This window comes from Pantoea pleuroti (genome assembly GCF_014156615.1).
GTDB classification, from domain to species: Bacteria; Pseudomonadota; Gammaproteobacteria; order Enterobacterales; family Enterobacteriaceae; genus Pantoea; species Pantoea agglomerans.
The window spans coordinates 141,466-163,667 of the sequence record NZ_SBFD01000003.1; the positions used below are offsets into that span (position 1 = coordinate 141,466).

The window sequence follows — 22,202 nt, forward strand, 5'->3', positions numbered from 1 at the left end:
GATTCTGAGCAGTCTTCTGCTCATTCCTCACGTCCATCCGACACAATGACGGCAACTCAAACCTCAGGGAGAGAACCGTGACCACCCATGAGAAATTAATCGCCCTCCTCGACCAGCACCAGGCACGCTATCGCCTGATGGAGCATGAGGCGACCGGTAAATGTGAAGCCGTCGCGGCGATACGCGGCACCGAAATCGGCCAGGGTGCTAAAGCGCTGGTCTGTCATGTGAAAGGCAACGGCGTTAAACAGCATGTACTGGCGGTTTTACCTGCCGATCATCAGGCCGATCTGGGCAGAGTCGCGGCAGCAGTCGGAGGAAGACGCGCCTCACTCGCCAGTCCGGCGGAAACCGATCTGCTGACCGGCTGCGTATTCGGGGCGATTCCGCCGTTCAGCTTTCATCCCGACCTCAGACTGGTTGTTGACCCCGCGCTGTTTGAATGTTATCCGGAGATCGCATTTAACGCTGGTCTGCTGGAACGTTCAGTGATCCTGAATACCGAAGATTATCGCGCGTTATGCGCGGCTGACGTGGTGAAGATTACGCAGTAATTGCCATCCCGGCAGCCCGGCGATACTCTGCATAATCACTCATCACGACAGAATAAGAGCAAAATCATGAACATTTTCACTCAACGCCTGCGTCAGACGCTGGCTGTGGCCGTTATGGCAGGCTGCGCTTTTGGCGCGCAGGCAAAAATCGAACAGGTGCGTTTCGCGGTCGATCCGACCTATCCGCCCTTCGAATCGAAAACGCCACAGGGCAAGCTGGTCGGCTTTGATATTGATCTGGGCAATGCGCTCTGTACTCAGATGCAGGCAAAATGTGTCTGGGTTGAAAGCCAGTTTGACGGCATGATCCCGGCCCTTAAAGCGCGTAAATTTGATGCCATTCTGTCCGACATGGGCATTACCGAAGAGCGCCTGAAGCAGATTGATTTCACCGCGCCGCTCTATGATACCCACACTCAGCTGATTGCCCGTAAAGGTGCTGGCATATTGCCCACCGCTGAGTCCCTGAAAGGAAAAACGGTCGGCGTAGAACAGGGAACGGTTCAGGAGCGCTATGCGCTGGCGAAGTGGCAGCCTCACGGTGTGACCGTAGTGCCTTATGGCGATCAGGCACAGGTTGAAAGCGATCTGGTTTCAGGCCGACTGGATGCGGTATTCACCGATGCGGCACAGGCTGCCATCGGCTTCCTGAAGCATCCGCAGGGCAAAGATTTTGAACTGGCTGGCCCGATTATACAGGATCCGATCATCGGCCCCGGCACGGCGATTGGCCTGCGTAAAGGCGATACCGAGCTGAAAACCGCACTGGATAACGCCTTCGTCGAAATCAAAAAGAATGGCACCTTTGACCAGATTCAAAAGCGCTACTTCGCCACGGATATCTCTATCCAGCCTTAACCTCGCGGTCGCCCTTTTTCATCCTCACCGCGATCCGGCACTATACTCTAACTATTTCGGGACGGCACGCTGTCGTCCTTTGCCGATTAAAGGACATTAACACGGTATGCATCAACAACATCATCCACTGTTAAGCGCCTCTTTAGGCACCCAGCGTGAAATCATCAGTTTCCATTTCGCGGAAGACAACGAGCATCAGGTCTACATTCAGGCTGCGCTGCATGGCGACGAACTGCCCGGTATGGCAGTGGCGTGGTTTTTAAAGCAGCGACTACAGGCGCTGGAGTCCGCCGGTCAACTTAAAGCCGCCTTTACCCTGGTGCCGGTTGCTAATCCCCTGGCGCTGGGACAGCACTGGCATGGCACCCATCTTGGCCGATTCCATACGCTCTCTGGCCAGGACTTCAACCGCCGTTTCCCGTCACTGGGCGCAACCCTGGCGGCCGGGCTGGCTGAGAGTCTGACCCAGAGTGAAACGCAAAATAAGAGCCTGATCCGCGAGGCGATTGATCGCCACTATCGCGATACCGTGCCAAAAACCGAGCTGGATGCGCAACGCCACACGCTGATGCGGATGGCCAGTCAGGCCGATCTGATGATTGATCTGCACTGTGACTGGGAAGCCGTGCCACACCTGTACACGACGCCGCACGCCTGGCCGGACATTGAGCCGCTGGCGCGCTGGTTAGGCAGCGAGGTGCAGCTGCTGGCGCAGATCTCTGGCGGTGAACCGTTTGATGAAGCCTGTTGCGAACCCTGGCTGACGCTGGCGGAACGGTTTGGCAAAGATTATCCGATGCCACGGGGATTGCTGCCAGTGACGCTGGAGTTGCGTGGCGTGCGTGATGTGTCGCCTGAACAGGCAGAGAAAGACGCGGAGGCGATTATTTCAGCGCTACAGGAAGGCGGTTATATCGGCTACAGCGAGCCTGCGATTTCCGTGGAAGTGGCTGCGCCCGTGATCGGTGGCGACGAACTTGTCCCGGCGAGCGCGGGCGGAGACGATATCGTGGCTATCAATGACGGCCCGATTGGTTTAAACGTGCCAGATATCGCTGAAGCACCTGGAGAAGCTGGTGTAATCAAGGAGCGTCACAGCGAAGGATCGGTGGCGGCCTCCCCTGCCCTGAAAAATCCACCTACGCCGTTAGCGGGCTGTGAATACATTCATTCGCCGGTATCCGGTCTGATCCTGCATCGTAAACCGTTGGGCGCAAAGATTCGGCCGGGAGAAGTGGTGGCGGAGATTGTAGATCCGATAACCGACCAGATTACCCCGCTGGTAACGGAACATGGCGGTATTCTCTATGCAAGACACTGGGCTAAGTTTGCGACGGCAGGCATGCTGGTTGTGAGGCTGGCAGGTGAGCGAGAGATTCGGAGCGGGGATTTGCTGGTAGGGTAAAAAAAGCTGCCAGCTTTGTGAACTGGCAGCTTTCATATTATGCGATGGATTAAATTTAGTACGATGCGTTGTATGAAATAGAAAAGAAGTAGGTACTATAAAGATAAATTATTAATGCTGGTTAAAAATAGCCCGAGAACTCGTTCATCGTGACTGCCAAAAACAGATGGCGAAACAGCATCAACAACTTCAAATGTAACAAATGCATCTTCTATATTATCGACATTTAAATCGACATGATCGTTGCCACCCACCGAAACAATGGTTTTCTCATAAGATTTATTAGATAACTTTACTCTAAAAATAACTTTCCTGGGGTGAGATTCCGAAGCATCAAAGACATGAAAATTCAACCTTAAAGTCGCCCCCTTAAATTTTTCTTTTACTACCGGTAATTTAAGAACTGCACGAGCCGATGACCATATTCCCTTTTCTTCTGGATCGTACCATCCGTTACCGAGCACTCTATATTTAACTAATGTATCTGTAGAGAATAACAATGGATAATTGACAGCATTTTTATTCAGACGAATAACTGTGAATAATTTCTTTTCAGTAACATCTAAATATTTCTCTTGCTTCAAAATGTTCACTAGCGGCAAAAATTGCATCCTTTTAGCGCCAGGACAGGTAAAGTCAGGATAAATCATTTTCGCTTCAACGGGTGTGTCTGGCATCTTACAGGGCCAGACATGGGCTGACCAGAGCATGTCAAAGTTAGGTATAATAACTGCATTTACATTTTCGAAGCTTAGCAGCCTTATAATATATTTCAGGCTGAAGCCTGTTAACTCACCCCGCAGCTTAAGGAAATCCTGAGGCCAATACACCATAGATTGCTGGACATTTTTATCCCCACCTAAGTTGAAGCTCTTAACATTCAGGGCGGAAGACAGGTAATTAGCCAAAAAATCATTACCCCAAGGGACATAAGCAACCAAATCACCAGAATTGATTAACGGCTTAAGATTTCTCACCACTTCATTATCAACACGTTCAAATGCTTCATTATAATACCTGCCTGCTGATAAATGATTCTCAAGAGGAGGAATATAAAATAAAATAGCAAAGCTCACTAAAAGCGCTGAGAAAAAATTATTTTTACAGGACGATAACAGCAGAACGACTAAGCACCATATAGCGAAAAAAGATAATGCTATCCAACGATACGATGCTCTCATAACGTCAAAACCGGGTATGTGTTCTGAAATCCAACCGGTGCCAGTGGGTAATAAAGGATAATTATCAGGTATTATGGGTGAGAGATTAGGCTGGCCTGTAGGTTTCAATAGCATAAACTTGAAGGAAGGTCCCAACGAGAAATACAATGAAAGTATAAAGACAGATAAGAATAAAATTACAATACTTTTATTATTTCTAATTTTTGACTTAGAGAAATGGCAAAGAGATAAGATCAACATGGGCAATAAAAATGTCGTTCGCCATACGGAACTATCTCCATAATACTGCCCTTCGGTGCGAAACACGGACCAATGCAGATTATCCAGAAGCCATGAAATACCTGACGATGGGGCAGCAAGAAAAGAAATATCAACGCCCCAGGAACGGAAAAAAGAGAGTTGCTGCGGTTCATAGCCTGACCTACCTATAAATGCAGCATAAAGAATATAAGAAAATATACAAGAGAAAGCGTGCACCGAAACTACTTTAACAACTACCTTCAGCGTTCGATTATTATCTCTGGAGAGAAAGTACATTAAATAAAATGAATTCAAAACCGCCTGCATAATAAATGTGTATCCATCCATAAAAATGGAAATGACGGATGAAACAGTACAAATAAACAACGAAAAGATATAAAATTTAAGGCGCTGATTGTCATCACAAAAAGTCATTGCCTTCATAAAACTAAAAAAATAAAAAGGAAGCAATGCTATACCCAGGGTTAACATGGAATAATTAGCATGCTGAACGACTACAGGCGTAATGACCCATAACAGTGACAATAAAACTGATGTATACTGGTTAACCTTAAAATGCCTACTTATTTTGTAAGCAGACACAAAAGAAATTAATATGAATAAAGTGAAAATAATAATATAACTATTAGCAGGAGAAAACCCTAATCGTAAAAGAATACTCATAGGATATACAGCAGACAAGCCGAATGAAATATTGCCGCCGTAAGGGAATCCAAAATTTGAAGCGTGAGCAGTAAACACAGAGCTATTTGCTATAGACTGTGCGAAGCCCACAGCCCAAAAAGCCTGCCCAAGCGTAGGAAGCGAAAAATATGGTATAAGATTATTAGTGATAAGTGAAAATAAACCAGCAATAAATGAAAAAAACAGGAACGGGATTCTTTTAAATTCTTTTTGTTTGTCGCTCACTATCAATAAACCTTTGAACCGTTGAAGAGAAAATGAAAAAAATCAAGTCACCAATAACTGTCACTAAACGTGTTAGAATGGCGGCATTAAAAACCAATGACTGATCTCTAAAAACCGGAAAAAGAAGAAGAATTAGTATACTTTCCCTTACTCCTAATCCAGCTGGAGAGCCAGGCATAATAAACCCGATCAGCCATGCCGCAACAAAGCTACATAAAACAAATGCATCTAAAGATAAAGTAGAATTTACTTTTATTGTCGAAGTAACTATCAAGAAGAACATCAGTCCCGAGACAAACATAAATATCATATAGCTTGAAAAGGTTCTGAAAAAATTAGTGCTAATTCTGTTGATAATAAATGATGCGCCCAAAAAAAACAAAAAAGAAGTAAAAATAGAGAGCGCAACTCCCATTTCGAGAAAGTAATACACCCCTACGTAAATACTGAACGGTAAAGAGGATAACAACAAGAGTATGATTTCTAAAAATTGCGATTTCGCCACTTTAGCAGAATTGAGGTTATGTCTGACTGCAAGCACTTGCTTCCCTGCGAACTGAAATATATTACCGGGAATATACTTAGCAATTTGAGAAACCCCAAAAATCGCCACTGATAACTTTATAGTTATCTTTTCGTCAAGTCCGGCTAATATTAAACGCCAACCAGCCGCAAGGAGATAATTATTAAGAGCATACACCAGACACGCAACAGTAAAAACCAGACCATGATCTTTAAAAAAACCTGTAAGATTAACCAGACCTTGTAAGGTATAAAATTTATAGCCAATAAAAATTACGCTGAGGAAAACCAATAAATAAGAAACGTAATTCACTGCTTTTTTTAAAAGCATCAATCTTTTTTGACTTGACACAGTAACATTGTCCAGGGAGTTGGTGAACTTACTGATAGAACATCGAAATATTCAGAAATCAGGGCTACAAACTTATTTCGAGACCAATGATTCAAATGACCAGGCGTATTACCCAATTGAGAAATATATTTTAACCTTGCAAGGTTTAAAACTCTCCATAATGGTTCTGATGGAACGCTCAAAATCACATAATTACGAGCAACTTCTTTTATTTTTTCGAGACCCGCTTGAGGATTTTCAAGATGCTCCAAAACCTCACAACATACGATCAGTTGAGAGGAGTCTGCGGCAGCGTTTAAATCATAAATGCTTTTAACGGTAAATAGATCCTCTGACACACCACGTTCTGTAGCATTACTCTTCGCTATCGATATAACTTCCGAGGAGAAATCACTTCCGCGCGTATTAAATCCTTTTTCTAAATATTTTAAAACCCAGTAACCTTCACCACAGCCTATTTCATGAAACTCATTGGCGCCAGTTTGGCTTATGTAGCGCTCAAGAGATTGGTCAAAACCACGCATCATATGTTTAACAATAGGATTATTTGAACCATATTTATCATAAGCATTGCCAAATACGATACCGTTTTCTTTTTTGCCTGATGAAAAAGCCATCTTATTTACTACCTTTCTCTATTGTTAATTTTGCGACTTTTTCCCGGACATCTTCAATTAGCTTTCTGTTAGCAGAAAGAAGATCTGCCAGAAAAGCCACCAGGATAGTTTGAAATCCCATCATCATTAATACTGCTGAGAGAATCAGAGACTGTATATGCCCATCACCGTCGCCGTTCAAAAATAGAAACAAAAATCTGCCGGCAATAATTAATCCTGTCAACATAATCAGAGACCCGATACTCATGAAAAATCTGAACGGGCGATATATCACATAAATTCGTATTATAGTGAAAATGCTTCTCTGAATATAGGATGGGATACTTTTCACTAAACGAGAAGGACGGAGATCATCATTAACCCTGACAGGGACAGATGTAATTGAAATATTTTTTTGTCCAGCCTGGATAATAGTCTCAAGAGTATAGGTATATTCACTGAAAACCATTAACTTTTGAGCTGCATTGCGGCTGATTGCACGAAAACCACTTGGTGCATCGGGTATTGTTGTTTTGCTGGCGCTTCTTACTACGTAACTTCCGATTTTCTGAAGTATTTTTTTGGCTAATGAGAAATGTTCAATAGCCTGTATGGGTCTGGCACCAATAACTATCTCAGCCTGATTGCTCAAGACAGGCGCTACAAGCGCAGGAATGTCATCTGCGTTATATTGGTTATCTGCATCAGTGTTTACTATTACATCAGCCCCAAGCGAAATGCATGCCTCAATTCCAGTAATAAAAGCTTTTGCAAGTCCTTTATTACCCGTATGTTTTATTATATGGTCAACACCACAGGCTTGCGCTACTTCACATGTCGCGTCAGTACTTCCATCATCAATGATCAACAACTCAACTTTACTGAAACCTTCAAGATGCCTTGGCAAAGCTGCCAGTGCGATCGACAAAGTTTCAGCCTCGTTATAACAGGGTATTTGAATAATTAGCTTCACACTTAAAACGCCTTATGACATTTATGACATACAATAAATGTATAAGCCCTGGTCACATGGCAGATAATTATCGGAAACCAGCTACAGGGCTAAAACACCACCTCGTTTATCAAAAATTTAATCTACTAAAAATCAACATTATTTAATCACTGAATTTAATAGATCCTGTGCTGACTCACCCCATGTTTTCCATTTGAGATTAGCAGACACAGGTTGAGTATTACTCTGCTTTAGTGAAAGCCATTTTAAAACAGTCTCACTAAGCGACTCAGCATCGTCACTTTTAAAATATAGTGCATGTTCCTGTGCGACTTCTTTGAACACCTTGATATCACTCGCTATAATATCAAGATTATTTTGTGAAGCTTCAATAAGGGGTAAACCGAAGCCCTCTGCAGTACTGGCAGCGATAAGGCACTGGGATTCCTTGTACAGCCGTTGTAAAAATTCATCTGAGACATTATTTAGCCAGAAAAGCTTTTTATTATTTTCAGGGTGAACTTTAATACGTTGCATCAATTCATCAACGCCCCAACCTTCTTTTCCGACAATAACTAAAACAGCATCACTACCTTCTCGCCATAGCTTATCAAAAGCTTCTAATGCTAAGGAATGATTTTTACGGGGTTCCAATGTACCGACCATCAGAAATGTTGGCGCATCATTGACAATGCTAAGGATCCGTTCATCTTCGCCTGTGATACCCGCACTGGGTTTCGAATTAGTAATGTCAGCACCTAGATGAAACCATTTAACTTCTGGTTTAGCTTTACCCTCGAAATCCAGTTTTAACCACTCTTCTACTTCATCAGCAACGGCTTTTGAAATGCAAATAAGTGATTCACTGTTTGCAGCCACGGAGAGCCAGCGCGCATGGTCTTTTGCGGCATCTTCGGGGCTGACAAAAAAGTGAGAATGAAGAAGAGGAATTAGATCATAAACAACAAAATTAATCTTAACACCTAAAGCGCGCATTTTGCTTAGTGTTTTTTCTTGTCTTACCGTAATATGTGGTTGCAGGTCAAGGCCAACAAAAACATCGCCATTTACATAATCAACAGGTTCATCCTGAAGATGTATATTTTCAATACCGAGGAACCTGGCCGTAAATGAACGAGCAAAATAGTAACCGTCCCTCGCATTAGTTGCATAAACCGGTTCAACACGAAAACCTTTTGGTGGATTTTCCAGCCATTGCATCAGAATGCTTCTGACAACACGCTGAATACCAGACTTTGCGTCACGCTGAACCAACTCAGAAATATCAACGAGCAATTTTGGATAGGTAATAGCCGCGGCTTTATTGTAAGCAGTTGCCGTAGCCAATGCATCTAAATCCTGCTCCGAATAAGCTCCTTCAACCTGAAACAGTGAATCAAGCGTCTCACTAACAAAATTATTTTTTGGGTGATAAAATGTTTCAATAGCATTTGAATATTGCTCTGCACATCGCCAGAGAGAATGCTTAGTTGAAATTTCTTCTATCGCTTTACCCGAAAGTTTGTTTCGCAAACTCTCTGATTTAAAAAGGGACTCAAGGGCTTCAACCAGCGACTCATCATCAAATTTATCTTCAAGCATAATGACACTTTCAGGATTAATGTCAGCCATAGTGCCATTAGCATTGATGATAGTTGGTAATCCATAACTCATGCAATCGAGCACAGCCCCTGAGGTTTCTCCTCTGGAAAGTGATCGAAGTTGCACGGCTATATCAGCTGCCTGTAAATAATCTTTAAACGTATCGAGATCGGTCCAGCCTGTAACTTGTATTCTGTTTGTTATTTTTAAACTTGTAATGCGACGGGTTATCTTTTTAGAGAAATCACCTTCATGCATCTCACCAACAAAGAAGATGTAACATTCTTTAGAATCATATAAACTGCTTTCAGCAAACGCTTCAATCAGCCTGTCATTCAATTTAGATTCACCCAGGAATCCAAAGCTACAGATTACAAATGCATCATCGCTAATTGATAACTTTTTCCTGGCAGCTCTTTTATCATTGATTAATGGCAGCTCACGCAGGTGAGGTATCACGCTCCATAAATTTGGATTAACTGTACCATACCACTGCTTAGCCAAACGAACTGAGTTTTCGGAGTGTACAATGACCCCCTGAGACAGAGATAAGGCTGAATAGCTACAAGGGTAACGCCATACTACTTCTGCGCTATTATTTTCTATATAACGTTCTCTTAAAGCTTTGTACCCATGACCATTAAGTAATTCACGTGTCCAGACACCAGAATGGGTATTGAATACATCCATATGCTGCACAACGCCAGAAATATAGAAGTCATGTAATACTACTACGCCCGGTATTCTTTCCAGCAATGGAAACATATAGTCGTGGTGTTCAGAATTGCCAAATTGGTAAACAACCCGATCATATTTATCAGAGTTTTCCAATAGATGTTGTGTATTTCTTATTTTACTGTAAGATTCGGCAACCCTATCGACTGAGACATTATCTTTAATAATAATGTCAATATCGTAATATCTTGCAAGCTCAGGCAGTAAGATAGCTGAATAATTCGCTATGCCTGACTTCGCAGGTTGAACGGGTGTAACATAGGCTAATTTTTTACGCTGAAGTAAATGAGAGGTGGCAGGCATCTGACTTTTATGTGCATTAAGTTTATTAAGTGCATCAAATGTTTTACGAGCCGTATTTTCCCACGAGAATTTTGATTGCTGCCTCTCAGCATGTGAAACTAACAGACCTCTAAATTTCAAATCTGTTAATCCCTTTTCGAGCAAGTCCATAAATTGCTGTTCATTTTTTGGATCGAACATAGCATCTTTAAGTCCAACAACTTCTGGAAGACTTGTTAGCCCTGAACAGATGACAGGGGCACCGCAACGCATTGCTTCCAGTACGGGAAGTCCAAATCCTTCATGGAAGCTTGGGAAGACGAACAACGCACATTGGTTATACAACTCAACCAGTTCATCATCAGTAATATAACCCGTAATTACAACTTCGGTTTCACTCAACTGTGCTTCATGGATAAGTTTCTTTAGTATTTGACGACTCTCATTATTGACCGAACAAACAATCACTAACTGATGGTCACTTCTGACTTTTTCATCAAGTTCTGAATATGCAGTTATCAGACCTTCGATATTTTTTCGTTTATCTATCCCACCAGTATACATTACATAGGGCTTAGTAATGTTAAACTTAGTCAGTACCTGTGGGTTAACGATTTCTAATTTTTTGAAATTACTGTCGGCATCAGTCGATATGTTTATGATTTTATCTTCTGGGAAAGGAAGATATTTTATACCTTCCTGGCGCGAAGATTCAGATATAGCTAATAAAATATCAGCACGCCTAAGATGATCGATTTTCTTATAATACCACTTGGACATCCCTGGGTTTTCCAAGTAATCTTTTTCAGCTATAAAGGGAATCAAATCATATAATACAACAGCAGTCAGATAATTTTTATTTTTATTTATGATACTTGTCACTGTGTCATCAACAATTCCTTCAAAAAGGCTTGTAATGAGTACTACATCGGGAGCGATCTTTTCAATGTAAGCTTCCCTGGATAACTCAGCAACGCCCTGCCGCCATTGATTTTCGCTATATAATCCAGCGGTATGTTCCAGGGAAAAAAATGTTAAAACATTATCTGGATTAATTCTTTCATTAAACGCTTCCCGAATAGTGTGTACAGATTCAGAAAGGCTTCCATTCAGTAGTAGGTATACTTCATCATTTCGACATAACTCCAGTAGCTTTGAAGTTAGTGACAGGGCATAACGCCCAATGCCACGATTACTGTTTGTTCCTTGTAATGACTGCAAGTCGATAACTAGACGCATTAGAATTACCTATTTTTTTAATTTGGCTTTGATAACGTTTTTTATTTGATTTATTTTAACGCTATCTTTTGGCATTGTACTTTCCTGTACAGAACTTTGAATTACACTTCTGATGTATTTCCTTTTGAGATAGCTTTTGAGTACAGGAAATCTGTTTACTACTTTTAGAAGTGGGCCCCTAACCGCCGGCTTCTGCAATGCGCTCAATGCCACATTTTTTGCCAGTCTGTATGTGAGGTTTTTAATTCTAAACAGAAAGTGGCTGGCTTGATGTTTGAGTGAATGAGCTTTATTTTTAATGCGGGAGAGAATACGTTTTGGTAAAGTACCATACCTCCACGTTCGGCTTACATAAACCAGGTTCAACTCAGATTCAAATCGTTGTGCTGTCTCCCACCAGTGATGGGCATGTCGGTTCAATTCTGCAATTTTACTATTGAGTTCAGTAATTGTAGCTTGCGACTGCTCAAGTTCTTCTTCAGTACTGACAATTTTCTGTAAAAGCTTGTTTTTCTGTTTCAGAAAACTTTTTTCTTTTTTACTGTCATCATTTTTTATTTCATTTTCTTGCTCTTTTGCGGCATCAACTCCGGTAGCAAGCGCTGCTAGCTTTAAATTTTCCTCCAGAAGGGTCTTATAGTTAGCATCTGTTTCTTCTTTTTGAAGCGTGAGTCTCGCCAGTTCATGCATGAGAGCCTGTTCTTTTTCATAAAGCGTATTAGCTTCGTTTACTGCCTTAACCATTCTGATATAGTTTTCATCAAGTCCTGATTGTAGCTGAGATTCTCTATAAGAAATGAACTCGTCAAAGACATTAGGTGGATATTTGAACGCATCATCGAGTTCAGGATGTGCATTTGCTACATAATAGCGATTTAGCCCATCAGAGTAAACGTGGTGATATTCATTCTTTAATAGTAGCTGTTCACATTCGTCATAATCTGAAATCTGAGTATTGGGTACAGTCGCTTCAATTAATACTATCCATGGCCGATATTTATTCCAGTCATTGCCTTTAAGTACTGCATATTCAGCACCTTCAACATCAATTTTGAGGAAATGGATATCATAGAAATTTTGTTCTTCAAGAATCGCAGCTAGGGTATTGATGCTTACTTCAGACCAGTAGCCTTCATATCCCTCCGATTCATGTTTAGCAGCAACCGCTCTGTCTAGTGTAGACCATCCAGGTACATCACATTGCCACAGTTGCATTACACCTTTTTCATCCGACACCGCTTTTGCGATGCTGATATCCCTTTCACGCAAAAGATGGTATTTCTCGATGAACTTCTCAACAGGATCAATGTTGATACCACTCCAGCCCGCATCGTAAAATAATTTCGTAACAGAATCAATTATCGGATCGTTAGCTCCGACGTCTACGTAGAATCCATTTTCAATATGCTTTAACGCTCTCCAAAGCATGATGTCTTCGTAATTCTGAGCGTATGAAACCTTAGTCATGTTTATTTATCTCGATTTCTGGGTCTAACCAGTTCACACCTTCAAAGTGTGGGTGACTCGCATTGACGACATTAAACACATAGGCAAGATCACGCCATTCATAATTATTCACCAAATGCGTGTCCGAACTGACTATCGCAGTCTGTATAGAGTAACTTCCCGGCCCCATATTCATATCGAACTGGAACTCGAATTTGTATCTCTCTCCCGCCTTCGTATTAAATACAGGTTTTTTCTTAAGCTGTGTATTGGTGCCGTACATAACCTGACCCAGACGATCCTTTATGCCGTAGCCAACTACAAGTTTTTCTATATCTGACTTAACGAGCACATCAATAGACAGTTTAACGGTCTCTCCTACTTCGATGTATTCAACCTGCTCGCCAGCCTCATTATATATTGTTATATTATCTACAACAGCTTCACCGGTACCCGAAATAGTTTGTACCTTCCCTTGCTGGTTCATTACTTGCTCTATTTTCTGTTTTTGCTTATCAGCTAATAGTGCATTGTAATAGTCCATGACCATTTCTGGCTCGCCTTGCTTCTCGATTCTCCCTCTATTAAGTAAAATCGCATGATCACAGATACTTTGGATGGCTTGTTTATCATGAGAAACAATTAATAGCGTTGTGCCATGTTTTTTAAATTCTCTAATCTTTTCGAAGCTTTTGTGTTGAAAGTATGTATCCCCCACAGATAGTGCTTCGTCAACAATCAGAACATCCGGTCTGACACAGGTAGCAACGCTGAAAGCAAGGCGCATTTGCATTCCGCTTGAATAGACCCTGACCTGCTGATCGATGTACTCACCGATTTCTGCAAATTCTTCTATTTCCGGCATCAGCTTATTTATGGTTTCAACCGTCAGCCCCATTAACTGGCCAGCCATATAAACGTTTTGCCGACCTGTGAAATCGGGATGAAAACCCATGCCTAATTCGAGCAGCGCCGCAATCTTACCGGTAGTCGTGATAACACCTTTGGTTGGTTTAGTCGTACCAGTTAGTATTTTTAGCAGGGTACTTTTGCCCGCGCCATTCATACCAATGATACCGACAGCTTGCCCACTGACTATTTCAAAGCTGATATCGTTCAGGACCCATCTTAGCTCATGGTAATCTCTCTTAATGGGTGAAATCCATTCCAGGAAGCGGCTCCAGCGGTTTGGATAGACTTTATAAGCTTTACCAATTTTATTTACTTTTATTACCTGACTCATTAAAGTTCATCCACCATTTCGCCAACATGACGTCTGTACAAATACAGCCCTATAAGATTGAAAAAAATTGCAACAAAAATAGCAGGGAGTAAATCGCTCCAGACCGGAGCAATATGTTTGACCAGAATATTTTGACAGCTAAACATAATGCCACTCATCGGATTGATATTAATTAACGCTTTGTAACGCTCTGGTATTATCGTTACAGGATAAACGATAGGCGTGAGCCAAAACCAGAATTGCATAAAAATCCCAAAGAAATGGCCCACATCCCTGAAAAACACATTTAATACGCCTAATGTTACTCCAATGCCAACAGCCAATAGAATAGTGATAATGTAAACCGGAATTAATGCCAGATAAACGGCACCTGGAAAATTTCCACTTATTATTAAGAAAAGAGTAAACAATCCAAAGACAATTAAAAAATTAACGAAAGCATTACATACAATCGTTATTGGCAAACAAACCCTGGGGAAATTAATTTTTTTAAGTATATTCGCATTTTCAATAAAAACGTTTTGTGAACGTGACGTTATTTCAGAAAAGAATCCCCACGTAAGTACACCCGCACATAAATAGATACTATAAGCATATGTGCTATCTACACCGGGAAGTTTGGCTCTCATTATTTCAGCAAAGATAACTGTATAAACAACTATCATCGCTAATGGATTGATAACATTCCAAAGTGCGCCTAATAATGAATTCTGATACTTTGACTGGAACTCTCGCTTCATATTTCCCAATATAAAGCTACGGTACGTCCATAGCGTTTTACTAATGTTGAATATCATTATAAATCCTGAAGATTCGAGAATTCTTTTTTCGAAGGGATTGTTAAAATAAACCCGGCAAAGCCGGGTTTTACAATTAAATTCTATCTGATTTAGTCTAACCACTCAGTGTGGAACACACCGTCTTTATCAATGCGCTTGTAGGTATGCGCACCGAAGTAGTCACGCTGCGCCTGAATCAGGTTAGCAGGGAGCACTTCTGAACGGTAGCTATCGTAGTAAGCGATCGCCGCAGAGAAGGTTGGCGTCGGGATACCGTTCTGAATCGCGTAGGAAACTACATCACGCAGCGCCTGCTGATACTGATCGGCGATATCTTTGAAGTACGGTGCCAGCAACAGGTTAGCAATGCCTGCATCTTCTGCGTAAGCATCAGTAATCTTCTGCAGGAACTGGGCACGGATGATGCAGCCAGCACGGAAGATCTTCGCGATTTCACCGTAATGCAGATCCCAGTTGTTCTCTTCTGACGCGGCACGCAGCTGTGAGAAGCCCTGAGCATAAGAAACAATTTTACCCAGATACAGAGCGCGACGAACTTTCTCGATGAACTCCGCTTTGTCACCGGTGAAGGCCTTCGCCTGTGGACCGCTCAGTACTTTAGAGGCTGCCACACGCTGGGTTTTCAGCGAGGAGAGGTAACGGGCGAATACAGATTCAGTGATTAGTGACAGAGGTTCGCCGAGATCCAGTGAGCTCTGGCTGGTCCATTTACCGGTGCCTTTGTTCGCTGCTTCATCCAGAATCACATCAACCAGGTATTTACCTTCTTCATCTTTCTTGGTGAAGATATCTTTGGTGATGTCGATCAGGTAGCTGCTCAGTTCGCCGTTGTTCCACTCCGTGAAGGTCTCAGCCAGCTCTTCGTTGTTCAGACCCAGCGCGCCTTTCAGCAGAGCATAGGCTTCTGCGATCAGCTGCATATCGCCATACTCGATGCCGTTGTGAACCATCTTCACATAGTGGCCCGCGCCGTCCGGACCGATGTAAGCCACACAGGCTTCGCCATCTTCTGCACGTGCAGCAATTTTATCCAGAATCGGTGCAACCAGCTCGTAGGCTTCTTTTTGACCGCCAGGCATGATAGATGGGCCTTTCAGTGCGCCCTCTTCACCACCGGAAACACCGGTACCGATGAAGTTGAAGCCCTGGTCAGAAAGCTCTTTGTTACGACGGATGGTATCTTTATAGAAGGTGTTACCGCCATCGATCAGGATGTCGCCTTTATCCAGGTGTGGAGTCAGGGAGGCGATAGTCTTATCGGTCGCTTCACCCGCCTGAACCATCAGCAGGATGCGACGAGGTTTTTCCAGCGATTCGACAAACTCTTCAACGGTGTAAAAAGGGGCAAGTTTCTTGCCCTGGTTCTCGGCGATGACTTCATCAGTCTTTTCGCGTGAACGGTTAAAGATAGAAACAGTGTAACCGCGGCTCTCAATGTTAAGAGCCAAGTTGCGGCCCATCACTGCCATACCTACAACGCCGATCTGTTGCTTGGACATTACATACTCCTGTCTGTGGTCTCGCATGGTGTTACCCGTAACACCACTTTGTAAGTGATCAGTATGTTAACTCAGGATAGCGGATTAAAGGTAATGAATGGTGCGGTCGTGCAGATGAAATTATCTGAAAATAAATCACACATTTAACAAGGATTTATAAAGCTTTGTATAGCTTTGAATCATTCTATCTGCTGTGAAAAGGGATTCAAAGCGTGCCAGTGCAGCTGCACCATAGGTCATCGCCAGCTCGGGGTTCTGCCAGATTTCATCCATTGCCCGTCGTAATGCTGCGGGATCAGATGGAGGGACGACTAATCCTGTGACCCTATCAATATTGATAAAGGTTGTTCCCGTTCCGATCTCGCTGGAGATTAGTGGTTTTGAATAAAGAGCACCTTCCAGCAAAGAGATACCGAAAGCTTCTGAACGTAAATGAGACGGGAAAACCAGGCAGGTACATAACTGCAGCAAGGCAGATTTTTCGCTGTCTTCAAGCGCACCCAGGAAATGAATATTGTTCACGCCTAACTGCTGCGCCTGCGATTTGAGCTCAGCTTCAATAGGTCCTGCACCAACCACAACGATTGGATAGCGGCTGTTCTTTGCCGCCTCGATTAAGATATGCAAGCCTTTGTAATAACGAAATGTTCCAATAAAGAGAAAGAAGCCATCCGGAAATCTTGCCTGCCATTTTTGCAGAACGGCAGGATCGTTATTTTGATAAAACTGTTTATCAAGACCGTAAGGAATAACTTCAACTTTATCTTTGAACTGCTGCAGAACCGGGCTACTTTCAACATAGTTTGGTGACGCGGCAACGATGCGGTCTACACTGGAGAGAAAGCGGTTCATCAACGGCGTATAGAGCCTTAACAGCACCTTCTGTTTAACGATATCAGAATGATAACTCACTACTGATGGTTTTTTGATGCCAGCGGCAAAATGCATGAAGTCCATAAATGGGTACGGAAAGTGATAATGGATGATATCCGCATCCTGAGCCAGTTCTCTGAACTCTTTTATGGCTGAATAAGAGAATGGCGTCGAGGCAAACTCACACTGAGTTTTGACCCGATGAATCTGATGGTTATCCAGTCTGTTTTTTTTGTTTTCAAATTGGGGACTATGAGTAAAAACAACAGATTCGATACCTGATTTAAAACCACCTTCTGCGAGCTGATAAATAACCTGTTCGATGCCGCCAAAAGTATCAGGATAGTAGGTTTTATAACAATGTAGAACTTTAATCATATATATATTGCGACCTGCTCATAAGCTTCAATGGTTTTATCCGCACACAGTGACCATGAAAATTCGCGGGCGCGCACTAATCCAGCATCAATCATACGGCGCTTTTCGTCAGCGTTTTCTATCATCATCTGGATATAAGTTGTTAAAGCATGGACATCGTCAGGCTGATGCATTAATGCTGCATCTCCTGCGACTTCCGGAAGTGATGTTGCATTTGAGCAAATCACAGGCGTTCCTGAAGCCATTGCTTCAAGTACCGGCAAGCCAAAACCTTCATAGATTGAAGGGAAAACAAAGCTCGTTGCAGCACTGAATAAAAACGGCAGATCTTTACCGGGTACAAAACCTAAATATTTTAGCCACCCTTCTCTCTCGCCCTTGTCAAAGAGTTTAAAGAGTTGCTCATTTTCCCAACCCTTATAACCACTAATGACTAACGGGAAAGCAGATTTTTCCTGAGCGGGCAGACGATCATACGCCTGAAGCAATGTCAGGATATTCTTTCTTGGTTCAATTGTGCCGGTATACAGAAAGAAACGTCGCCACTTAAGATTGTATTTTTCAAGAACATGTTGTGTTCCTGCTTCATCCCGGGGATGAAAATGTTCATTGCAGGCCAGAGGAGCTACGGCAATTTTATTATCTTCAATACCAAAGAAATCAATTAACTCATTCTTTGTGTAATAAGAGTCAGTGATCAACATTGATGCACGCGAAACGGTATTCCTTAACTCTTTTTGCATCAGGTGAACACGGCCAGCCGGATGAAACTGTGGCCAGTGAAATACCGAAAGGTCATGAAATGTGGCGACACAGTGTTTCACGCGAGGAGGTAAGTAGTAGTTTGGACTATGAAAAATGTGATTCTTAAAATTCCTCAGCGCCATCATTTTCATTAACGGAAAAGTCAGGCGATATATTTCACTGACGGTTTTGCTTCTTTGTAACTTACGCTTTAGTGTTTGAACCGATTGAGCAGACTCACCCGCCACTGCCAGTGAGTCGCGAGTCTTAGTACCATGAAGAAACGTCAGCGCGACGTTATCTCTTTCCTGAAGCTGTTTAGCTAGCTCAAACGCATAACGGCCAATACCGGTTAAAGGATATTTAATACAGTCCGTAGAGTAAACGACGTTTATTGCTTTGCTTCCAGCATCCATTTCAGGGTATCTCTAAGAGGGATTCTAGACGAAGTCTCACCGACTAAACTACTGAGTAAAGTGATATCGCCACAAAGTTCTTTAATTTCATTAGGCCGGACAAAATCAGGATTAACTTCAATCTTAATATCATGGCCGGTCAGGAATTGGCAGAGATCAACGACTTCCCTCAATGAATGCATTTTACCTGAAGCGACATTGACAGTTTGTCCAGATGAGCGGGAATGAAGTAACGCTGAATAGCTTTTAACGACGTCACGCACGTCAGAAAAATCACGCCATACATCTATGTTGCCCAACTCAATGACATCTTTTCTCTCACGAAAATGTTTGACGATTTTCGGGATCAGGAAATTTTCTGCCTGACCGGCGCCGGTGTAATTGAATGGCCGGGTAATAATAATCGGCAATTTTTCATAAAACAGACTGGTCATATACTCCATGGCCAGCTTGCTTACCGCATAGTCATTTGCAGGTCTGGCAGGAACCGACTCTGCTAATTTTCCCGGTGTGTTATTACCGTAAACATTAGCACTGCTGGCGATCAAAACTGCATCCGGCATTTTTGCGGATTCGCTAAGAGCCTGTAACAGATTACGCGTACCGCAAAGGTTTACATTATAGAACGCATTCGGATCAGCATGACCAACAAAAGCGATGGCTGCAAGATGAACAACGACGTCAGGCTGAATACTGTCTACAGCATTTTTTACCTGTGCTGCATTGGTAAGATCAACCTGAAAATAGCGTGAGGCCTTCAGGGCGGAAGTTGAACCGAAACCATAAACTTCATATCCGGCAGCGGATAAATCCGCTGCCATATATTGGCCGGTAAAGCCCTTGATCCCAGTGATCAATGCTTTTTTGCCATTAGTCATATCAGAAGGAGAACCCTTGTTTATTGCGGCGCAGATCTTCTTCCACCATCATTGCACATAACTCTTCGAGTGTGGTTTTTGGCTCCCAACCCAGAATATCTTTCGCGCGCTGTGGATTACCAATCAGTAATTCTACTTCAGCAGGACGATAGAACTTAGGATTGACCTTAACCACCACTTTATTAGTGGCTACATCAATTGCAACTTCCTGGTCATCTTTGCCTTCAAAGCGCAATTCAATGCCAGCAGCTTTGAACGCCATTGAAACGAAGTCGCGGACTGTTTCAGTGCGGTTAGTTGCCAAAACAAATGTATCTGGCTCATCAGCCTGCAGCATACGCCACATACCTTCAACATATTCCTTAGCAAAGCCCCAGTCACGTTTGGCGTCCATGTTACCTAACTCAAGCACATCCAGCTTACCGAGCTTAATTTTTGCTACAGAATCGGTGATCTTACGGGTCACAAACTCCTGTCCACGCAGTGGTGATTCGTGGTTAAACAGAATGCCGCTTGATGCGAAGATGTTGTAGCTCTCACGGTAGTTAATTGTCATCCAGTGGGCATACAACTTAGCAACGCCATACGGGCTACGCGGATAGAAAGGTGTATCTTCTTTCTGCGGAATAGCCTGCACTTTACCAAACATCTCTGAAGTAGATGCCTGATAGAAACGAATTTTAGGGTTAACGATGCGAATAGCTTCTAACAGGTTTACCGGACCAATACCTGTAATTTCAGCTGTGGTCAGCGGCTGGTCAAAAGAAACACCTACAAAGCTCTGAGCCGCAAGGTTGTAGACTTCTGTCGCTTTGCTTTCCTGAAGTAAACGAATGCTCGACGATAAATCTGTCAAGTCATACTCGACCAGGTGAAGATTAGGATTGTTTTTAATTCCTAACTCTTCGATGCGCCAGAAATTCACTGAACTTGTACGACGATAGGTGCCATAAACGGTATAACCTTTGTTCAGGAGTAGTTCAGCAAGATAAGCACCATCCTGACCTGTGATGCCGGTAATTACTGCAGTTTTATTCGTCATTCGTAAACCCATGATTAAGAAAATTAAAATTAGTATCTAGGTGTTGAACTAAATCGATGATGCTTCAATAAGCGATTCAATTTCCTTCAGTAATTTGCTCAGAGCCTCTGTATCACCTCTGGTTTCGACGTTAAGCCTTAGCAAAGGTTCAGTATTTGAGGTTCTGACGTTGAATCTCCAGCTCTGACAATCGAGACTCGCACCATCGGTATTATCCTTAGCCACTGAAGAAGATGAATATCTGTCGTTGAGCGCAGCGATAACAGCTTTCGAATCTGAAACTTTGAAATTAATCTCACCACTGCAAGGAAACGCCTTCATTCTTTCCGAAACCAGTCCGGAAAGTGTCTCCTCTTTCACTGCCAGCAGTTCTGCCACCAGCAGCCATGGAATCATGCCGCTGTCGCAGTAAGCGAAGTCGCGGAAGTAGTGGTGCGCACTCATCTCACCACCGTAAACCGCGTCTTCTTCACGCATGCGCTCTTTGATAAACGCATGACCGGTTTTAGACATCACCGGAATACCACCCGCTTTGGTCACCACATCAATGGTGTTCCAGGTCAGACGCGGATCGTGAATGATTTTCGCTCCTGGCTCTTTCTTGAGGAACGCTTCGGCTAACAGCCCAACGATGTAGTAACCCTCAATGAACTCTGCATTCTCATCAAACAGGAAGCAGCGATCAAAGTCACCGTCGAAGGCGATACCCATATCGGCCTGATGCTCACGCACCGCATCAGAAGTGTCTTTGCGACACTCCGGCAGCAGCGGATTTGGGATACCATTAGGGAAGTTACCGTCAGCTTCATGATGTACTTTGATGAACGTTACTGGCGCATTCGCCTGCTTAAAGCGTTTTTCAATTTCATCAATGATATGACCTGCGGCACCGTTACCGGAGTTGATCACCAGCTTCATTGGTTTAGTGAAGTTGCTCAGGTCGATGTAACCCATCAGGTGATCGACATAGGCATCCAGCACAGAAATCTGCTTATAGTTGCCACGCTTACTCTCTTCTACCGGAGCAAAGTCATTCGCTTCAGCCAGGCGCTGCACGTCACGCAGACCGGTATCACCACTGACCGGGCGAGCACCTTCCCGTACCAGTTTCATCCCGTTGTAGTTCATCGGGTTGTGGCTGGCAGTCACTTCAATGCCGCCATCAATGCCTAAATGAAACGTGGCAAAATAGATCTCTTCTGTTCCGCTCATACCAATGTCGAGCACATCGGTGCCCGCATCCCGCAGTCCATTTGCCAGTGCCAGCTTTAACGACTCGCTGGTCAGGCGAACATCGCCGCCCACCACGATCGTTTTTGGCCGGATAAATTCACCATAGGCGCGGCCAATGCGGTAAGCGATGTCTTCATTCAGTTCAGTGCCTAACTCGCCGCGGATGTCATAAGCTTTAAAACAGGTCAGTGCTGCCATGATC

General features: G+C 43.2%; 17 protein-coding genes. 3 read left to right on the top strand and 14 right to left on the bottom strand.

Annotated elements, in window-relative coordinates:
• Positions 1-77 precede the first annotated feature (77 nt).
• The 3 genes from EPG66_RS08450 to EPG66_RS08460 all read left to right on the top strand — a co-directional run bounded on the left by EPG66_RS08450 (position 78) and on the right by EPG66_RS08460 (position 2,817).
• Entirely contained in the window at positions 78-554 is a 477-nt protein-coding gene (locus EPG66_RS08450; RefSeq protein ID WP_182686500.1) for a YbaK/EbsC family protein, read from the top strand.
• Between the two features lie 66 nt (positions 555-620).
• On the top strand, positions 621-1,412 hold the full coding sequence (locus EPG66_RS08455; RefSeq protein ID WP_115758976.1) for an ABC transporter substrate-binding protein: 792 nt from the start codon (positions 621-623) through the stop codon (positions 1,410-1,412).
• A gap of 106 nt (positions 1,413-1,518) precedes the next feature.
• Positions 1,519-2,817 (top strand): succinylglutamate desuccinylase/aspartoacylase family protein, encoded by a 1,299-nt coding sequence (locus EPG66_RS08460; protein ID WP_115758977.1) that lies wholly within the window; start codon positions 1,519-1,521, stop codon positions 2,815-2,817.
• A 95-nt stretch (positions 2,818-2,912) separates the two neighbouring features.
• On the opposite strand, the gene EPG66_RS08465 is transcribed toward EPG66_RS08460, so the two are convergent.
• From EPG66_RS08465 to cpsG, 14 genes are all read right to left on the bottom strand, one after another.
• On the bottom strand, positions 2,913-5,168 hold the full coding sequence (locus EPG66_RS08465) for a hypothetical protein (RefSeq protein ID WP_182686502.1): 2,256 nt from the start codon (positions 5,166-5,168) through the stop codon (positions 2,913-2,915).
• Positions 5,143-6,042 carry a hypothetical protein gene (locus EPG66_RS08470; RefSeq protein WP_182686504.1) on the bottom strand — a complete coding sequence of 300 codons (900 nt, stop codon included), beginning with the start codon at positions 6,040-6,042 and terminating at the stop codon, positions 5,143-5,145. Before EPG66_RS08470 ends, EPG66_RS08465 begins: the two co-directional genes overlap by 26 nt.
• A complete protein-coding gene (locus EPG66_RS08475; protein ID WP_045140287.1) occupies positions 6,021-6,659 on the bottom strand; it encodes a class I SAM-dependent methyltransferase in 639 nt (212 codons plus the stop codon). The genes EPG66_RS08470 and EPG66_RS08475 overlap by 22 nt, the downstream gene beginning before the upstream one ends.
• A 1-nt stretch (position 6,660) precedes the next feature.
• Positions 6,661-7,611: a glycosyltransferase gene (locus tag EPG66_RS08480; protein ID WP_182686506.1), complete on the bottom strand. Its 951-nt coding sequence runs from the start codon at positions 7,609-7,611 to the stop codon at positions 6,661-6,663.
• A gap of 138 nt (positions 7,612-7,749) precedes the next feature.
• Positions 7,750-11,448 carry a glycosyltransferase gene (locus EPG66_RS08485; RefSeq protein ID WP_182686509.1) on the bottom strand — a complete coding sequence of 1,233 codons (3,699 nt, stop codon included), beginning with the start codon at positions 11,446-11,448 and terminating at the stop codon, positions 7,750-7,752.
• A 9-nt stretch (positions 11,449-11,457) separates the two neighbouring features.
• Positions 11,458-12,915, bottom strand: a complete 1,458-nt coding sequence (locus EPG66_RS08490) for an FkbM family methyltransferase (protein WP_182686511.1) — start codon at positions 12,913-12,915, stop codon at positions 11,458-11,460.
• A complete protein-coding gene (locus EPG66_RS08495) occupies positions 12,908-14,137 on the bottom strand; it encodes an ABC transporter ATP-binding protein (RefSeq protein ID WP_182686513.1) in 1,230 nt (409 codons plus the stop codon). Before EPG66_RS08495 ends, EPG66_RS08490 begins: the two co-directional genes overlap by 8 nt.
• Entirely contained in the window at positions 14,137-14,934 is a 798-nt protein-coding gene (locus EPG66_RS08500) for an ABC transporter permease (protein WP_182686515.1), read from the bottom strand. The genes EPG66_RS08495 and EPG66_RS08500 overlap by 1 nt, the downstream gene beginning before the upstream one ends.
• Positions 14,935-15,026: 92 nt before the next feature.
• A complete protein-coding gene (gene gndA / locus EPG66_RS08505; protein WP_010248093.1) occupies positions 15,027-16,436 on the bottom strand; it encodes an NADP-dependent phosphogluconate dehydrogenase in 1,410 nt (469 codons plus the stop codon).
• Between the two features lie 135 nt (positions 16,437-16,571).
• A complete protein-coding gene (locus tag EPG66_RS08510; RefSeq protein ID WP_220495178.1) occupies positions 16,572-17,687 on the bottom strand; it encodes a glycosyltransferase family 4 protein in 1,116 nt (371 codons plus the stop codon).
• A complete protein-coding gene (locus EPG66_RS08515; protein ID WP_182686517.1) occupies positions 17,684-18,847 on the bottom strand; it encodes a glycosyltransferase family 4 protein in 1,164 nt (387 codons plus the stop codon). The genes EPG66_RS08510 and EPG66_RS08515 overlap by 4 nt, the downstream gene beginning before the upstream one ends.
• Positions 18,823-19,725, bottom strand: a complete 903-nt coding sequence (locus EPG66_RS08520; protein ID WP_182686518.1) for a GDP-mannose 4,6-dehydratase — start codon at positions 19,723-19,725, stop codon at positions 18,823-18,825. Before EPG66_RS08520 ends, EPG66_RS08515 begins: the two co-directional genes overlap by 25 nt.
• 1 nt (position 19,726) lies before the next feature.
• On the bottom strand, positions 19,727-20,767 hold the full coding sequence (gene gmd / locus EPG66_RS08525) for a GDP-mannose 4,6-dehydratase (protein ID WP_182686521.1): 1,041 nt from the start codon (positions 20,765-20,767) through the stop codon (positions 19,727-19,729).
• A gap of 48 nt (positions 20,768-20,815) precedes the next feature.
• Positions 20,816-22,198 carry a phosphomannomutase CpsG gene (gene cpsG / locus EPG66_RS08530; RefSeq protein WP_182686523.1) on the bottom strand — a complete coding sequence of 461 codons (1,383 nt, stop codon included), beginning with the start codon at positions 22,196-22,198 and terminating at the stop codon, positions 20,816-20,818.
• Positions 22,199-22,202 lie beyond the last annotated feature (4 nt).

What these genes read in the sequence shown, in the direction of transcription:
- EPG66_RS08475 (WP_045140287.1), bottom strand. Translation starts at nt 6,659, where the DNA reads ATGGCTTTTTCATCAGGCAAAAAAGAAAACGGTATCGTATTTGGCAAT.
- EPG66_RS08510 (WP_220495178.1), bottom strand. Translation starts at nt 17,687, where the DNA reads ATGATTAAAGTTCTACATTGTTATAAAACCTACTATCCTGATACTTTT.
- EPG66_RS08495 (WP_182686513.1), bottom strand. Translation starts at nt 14,137, where the DNA reads ATGAGTCAGGTAATAAAAGTAAATAAAATTGGTAAAGCTTATAAAGTC.
- EPG66_RS08515 (WP_182686517.1), bottom strand. Translation starts at nt 18,847, where the DNA reads ATGGATGCTGGAAGCAAAGCAATAAACGTCGTTTACTCTACGGACTGT.
- EPG66_RS08460 (WP_115758977.1), top strand. Translation starts at nt 1,519, where the DNA reads ATGCATCAACAACATCATCCACTGTTAAGCGCCTCTTTAGGCACCCAG.
- EPG66_RS08520 (WP_182686518.1), bottom strand. Translation starts at nt 19,725, where the DNA reads ATGACTAATGGCAAAAAAGCATTGATCACTGGGATCAAGGGCTTTACC.
- EPG66_RS08485 (WP_182686509.1), bottom strand. Translation starts at nt 11,448, where the DNA reads ATGCGTCTAGTTATCGACTTGCAGTCATTACAAGGAACAAACAGTAAT.
- EPG66_RS08490 (WP_182686511.1), bottom strand. Translation starts at nt 12,915, where the DNA reads ATGACTAAGGTTTCATACGCTCAGAATTACGAAGACATCATGCTTTGG.
- EPG66_RS08455 (WP_115758976.1), top strand. Translation starts at nt 621, where the DNA reads ATGAACATTTTCACTCAACGCCTGCGTCAGACGCTGGCTGTGGCCGTT.
- EPG66_RS08500 (WP_182686515.1), bottom strand. Translation starts at nt 14,934, where the DNA reads ATGATATTCAACATTAGTAAAACGCTATGGACGTACCGTAGCTTTATA.
- gmd (WP_182686521.1), bottom strand. Translation starts at nt 20,767, where the DNA reads ATGACGAATAAAACTGCAGTAATTACCGGCATCACAGGTCAGGATGGT.
- gndA (WP_010248093.1), bottom strand. Translation starts at nt 16,436, where the DNA reads ATGTCCAAGCAACAGATCGGCGTTGTAGGTATGGCAGTGATGGGCCGC.
- cpsG (WP_182686523.1), bottom strand. Translation starts at nt 22,198, where the DNA reads ATGGCAGCACTGACCTGTTTTAAAGCTTATGACATCCGCGGCGAGTTA.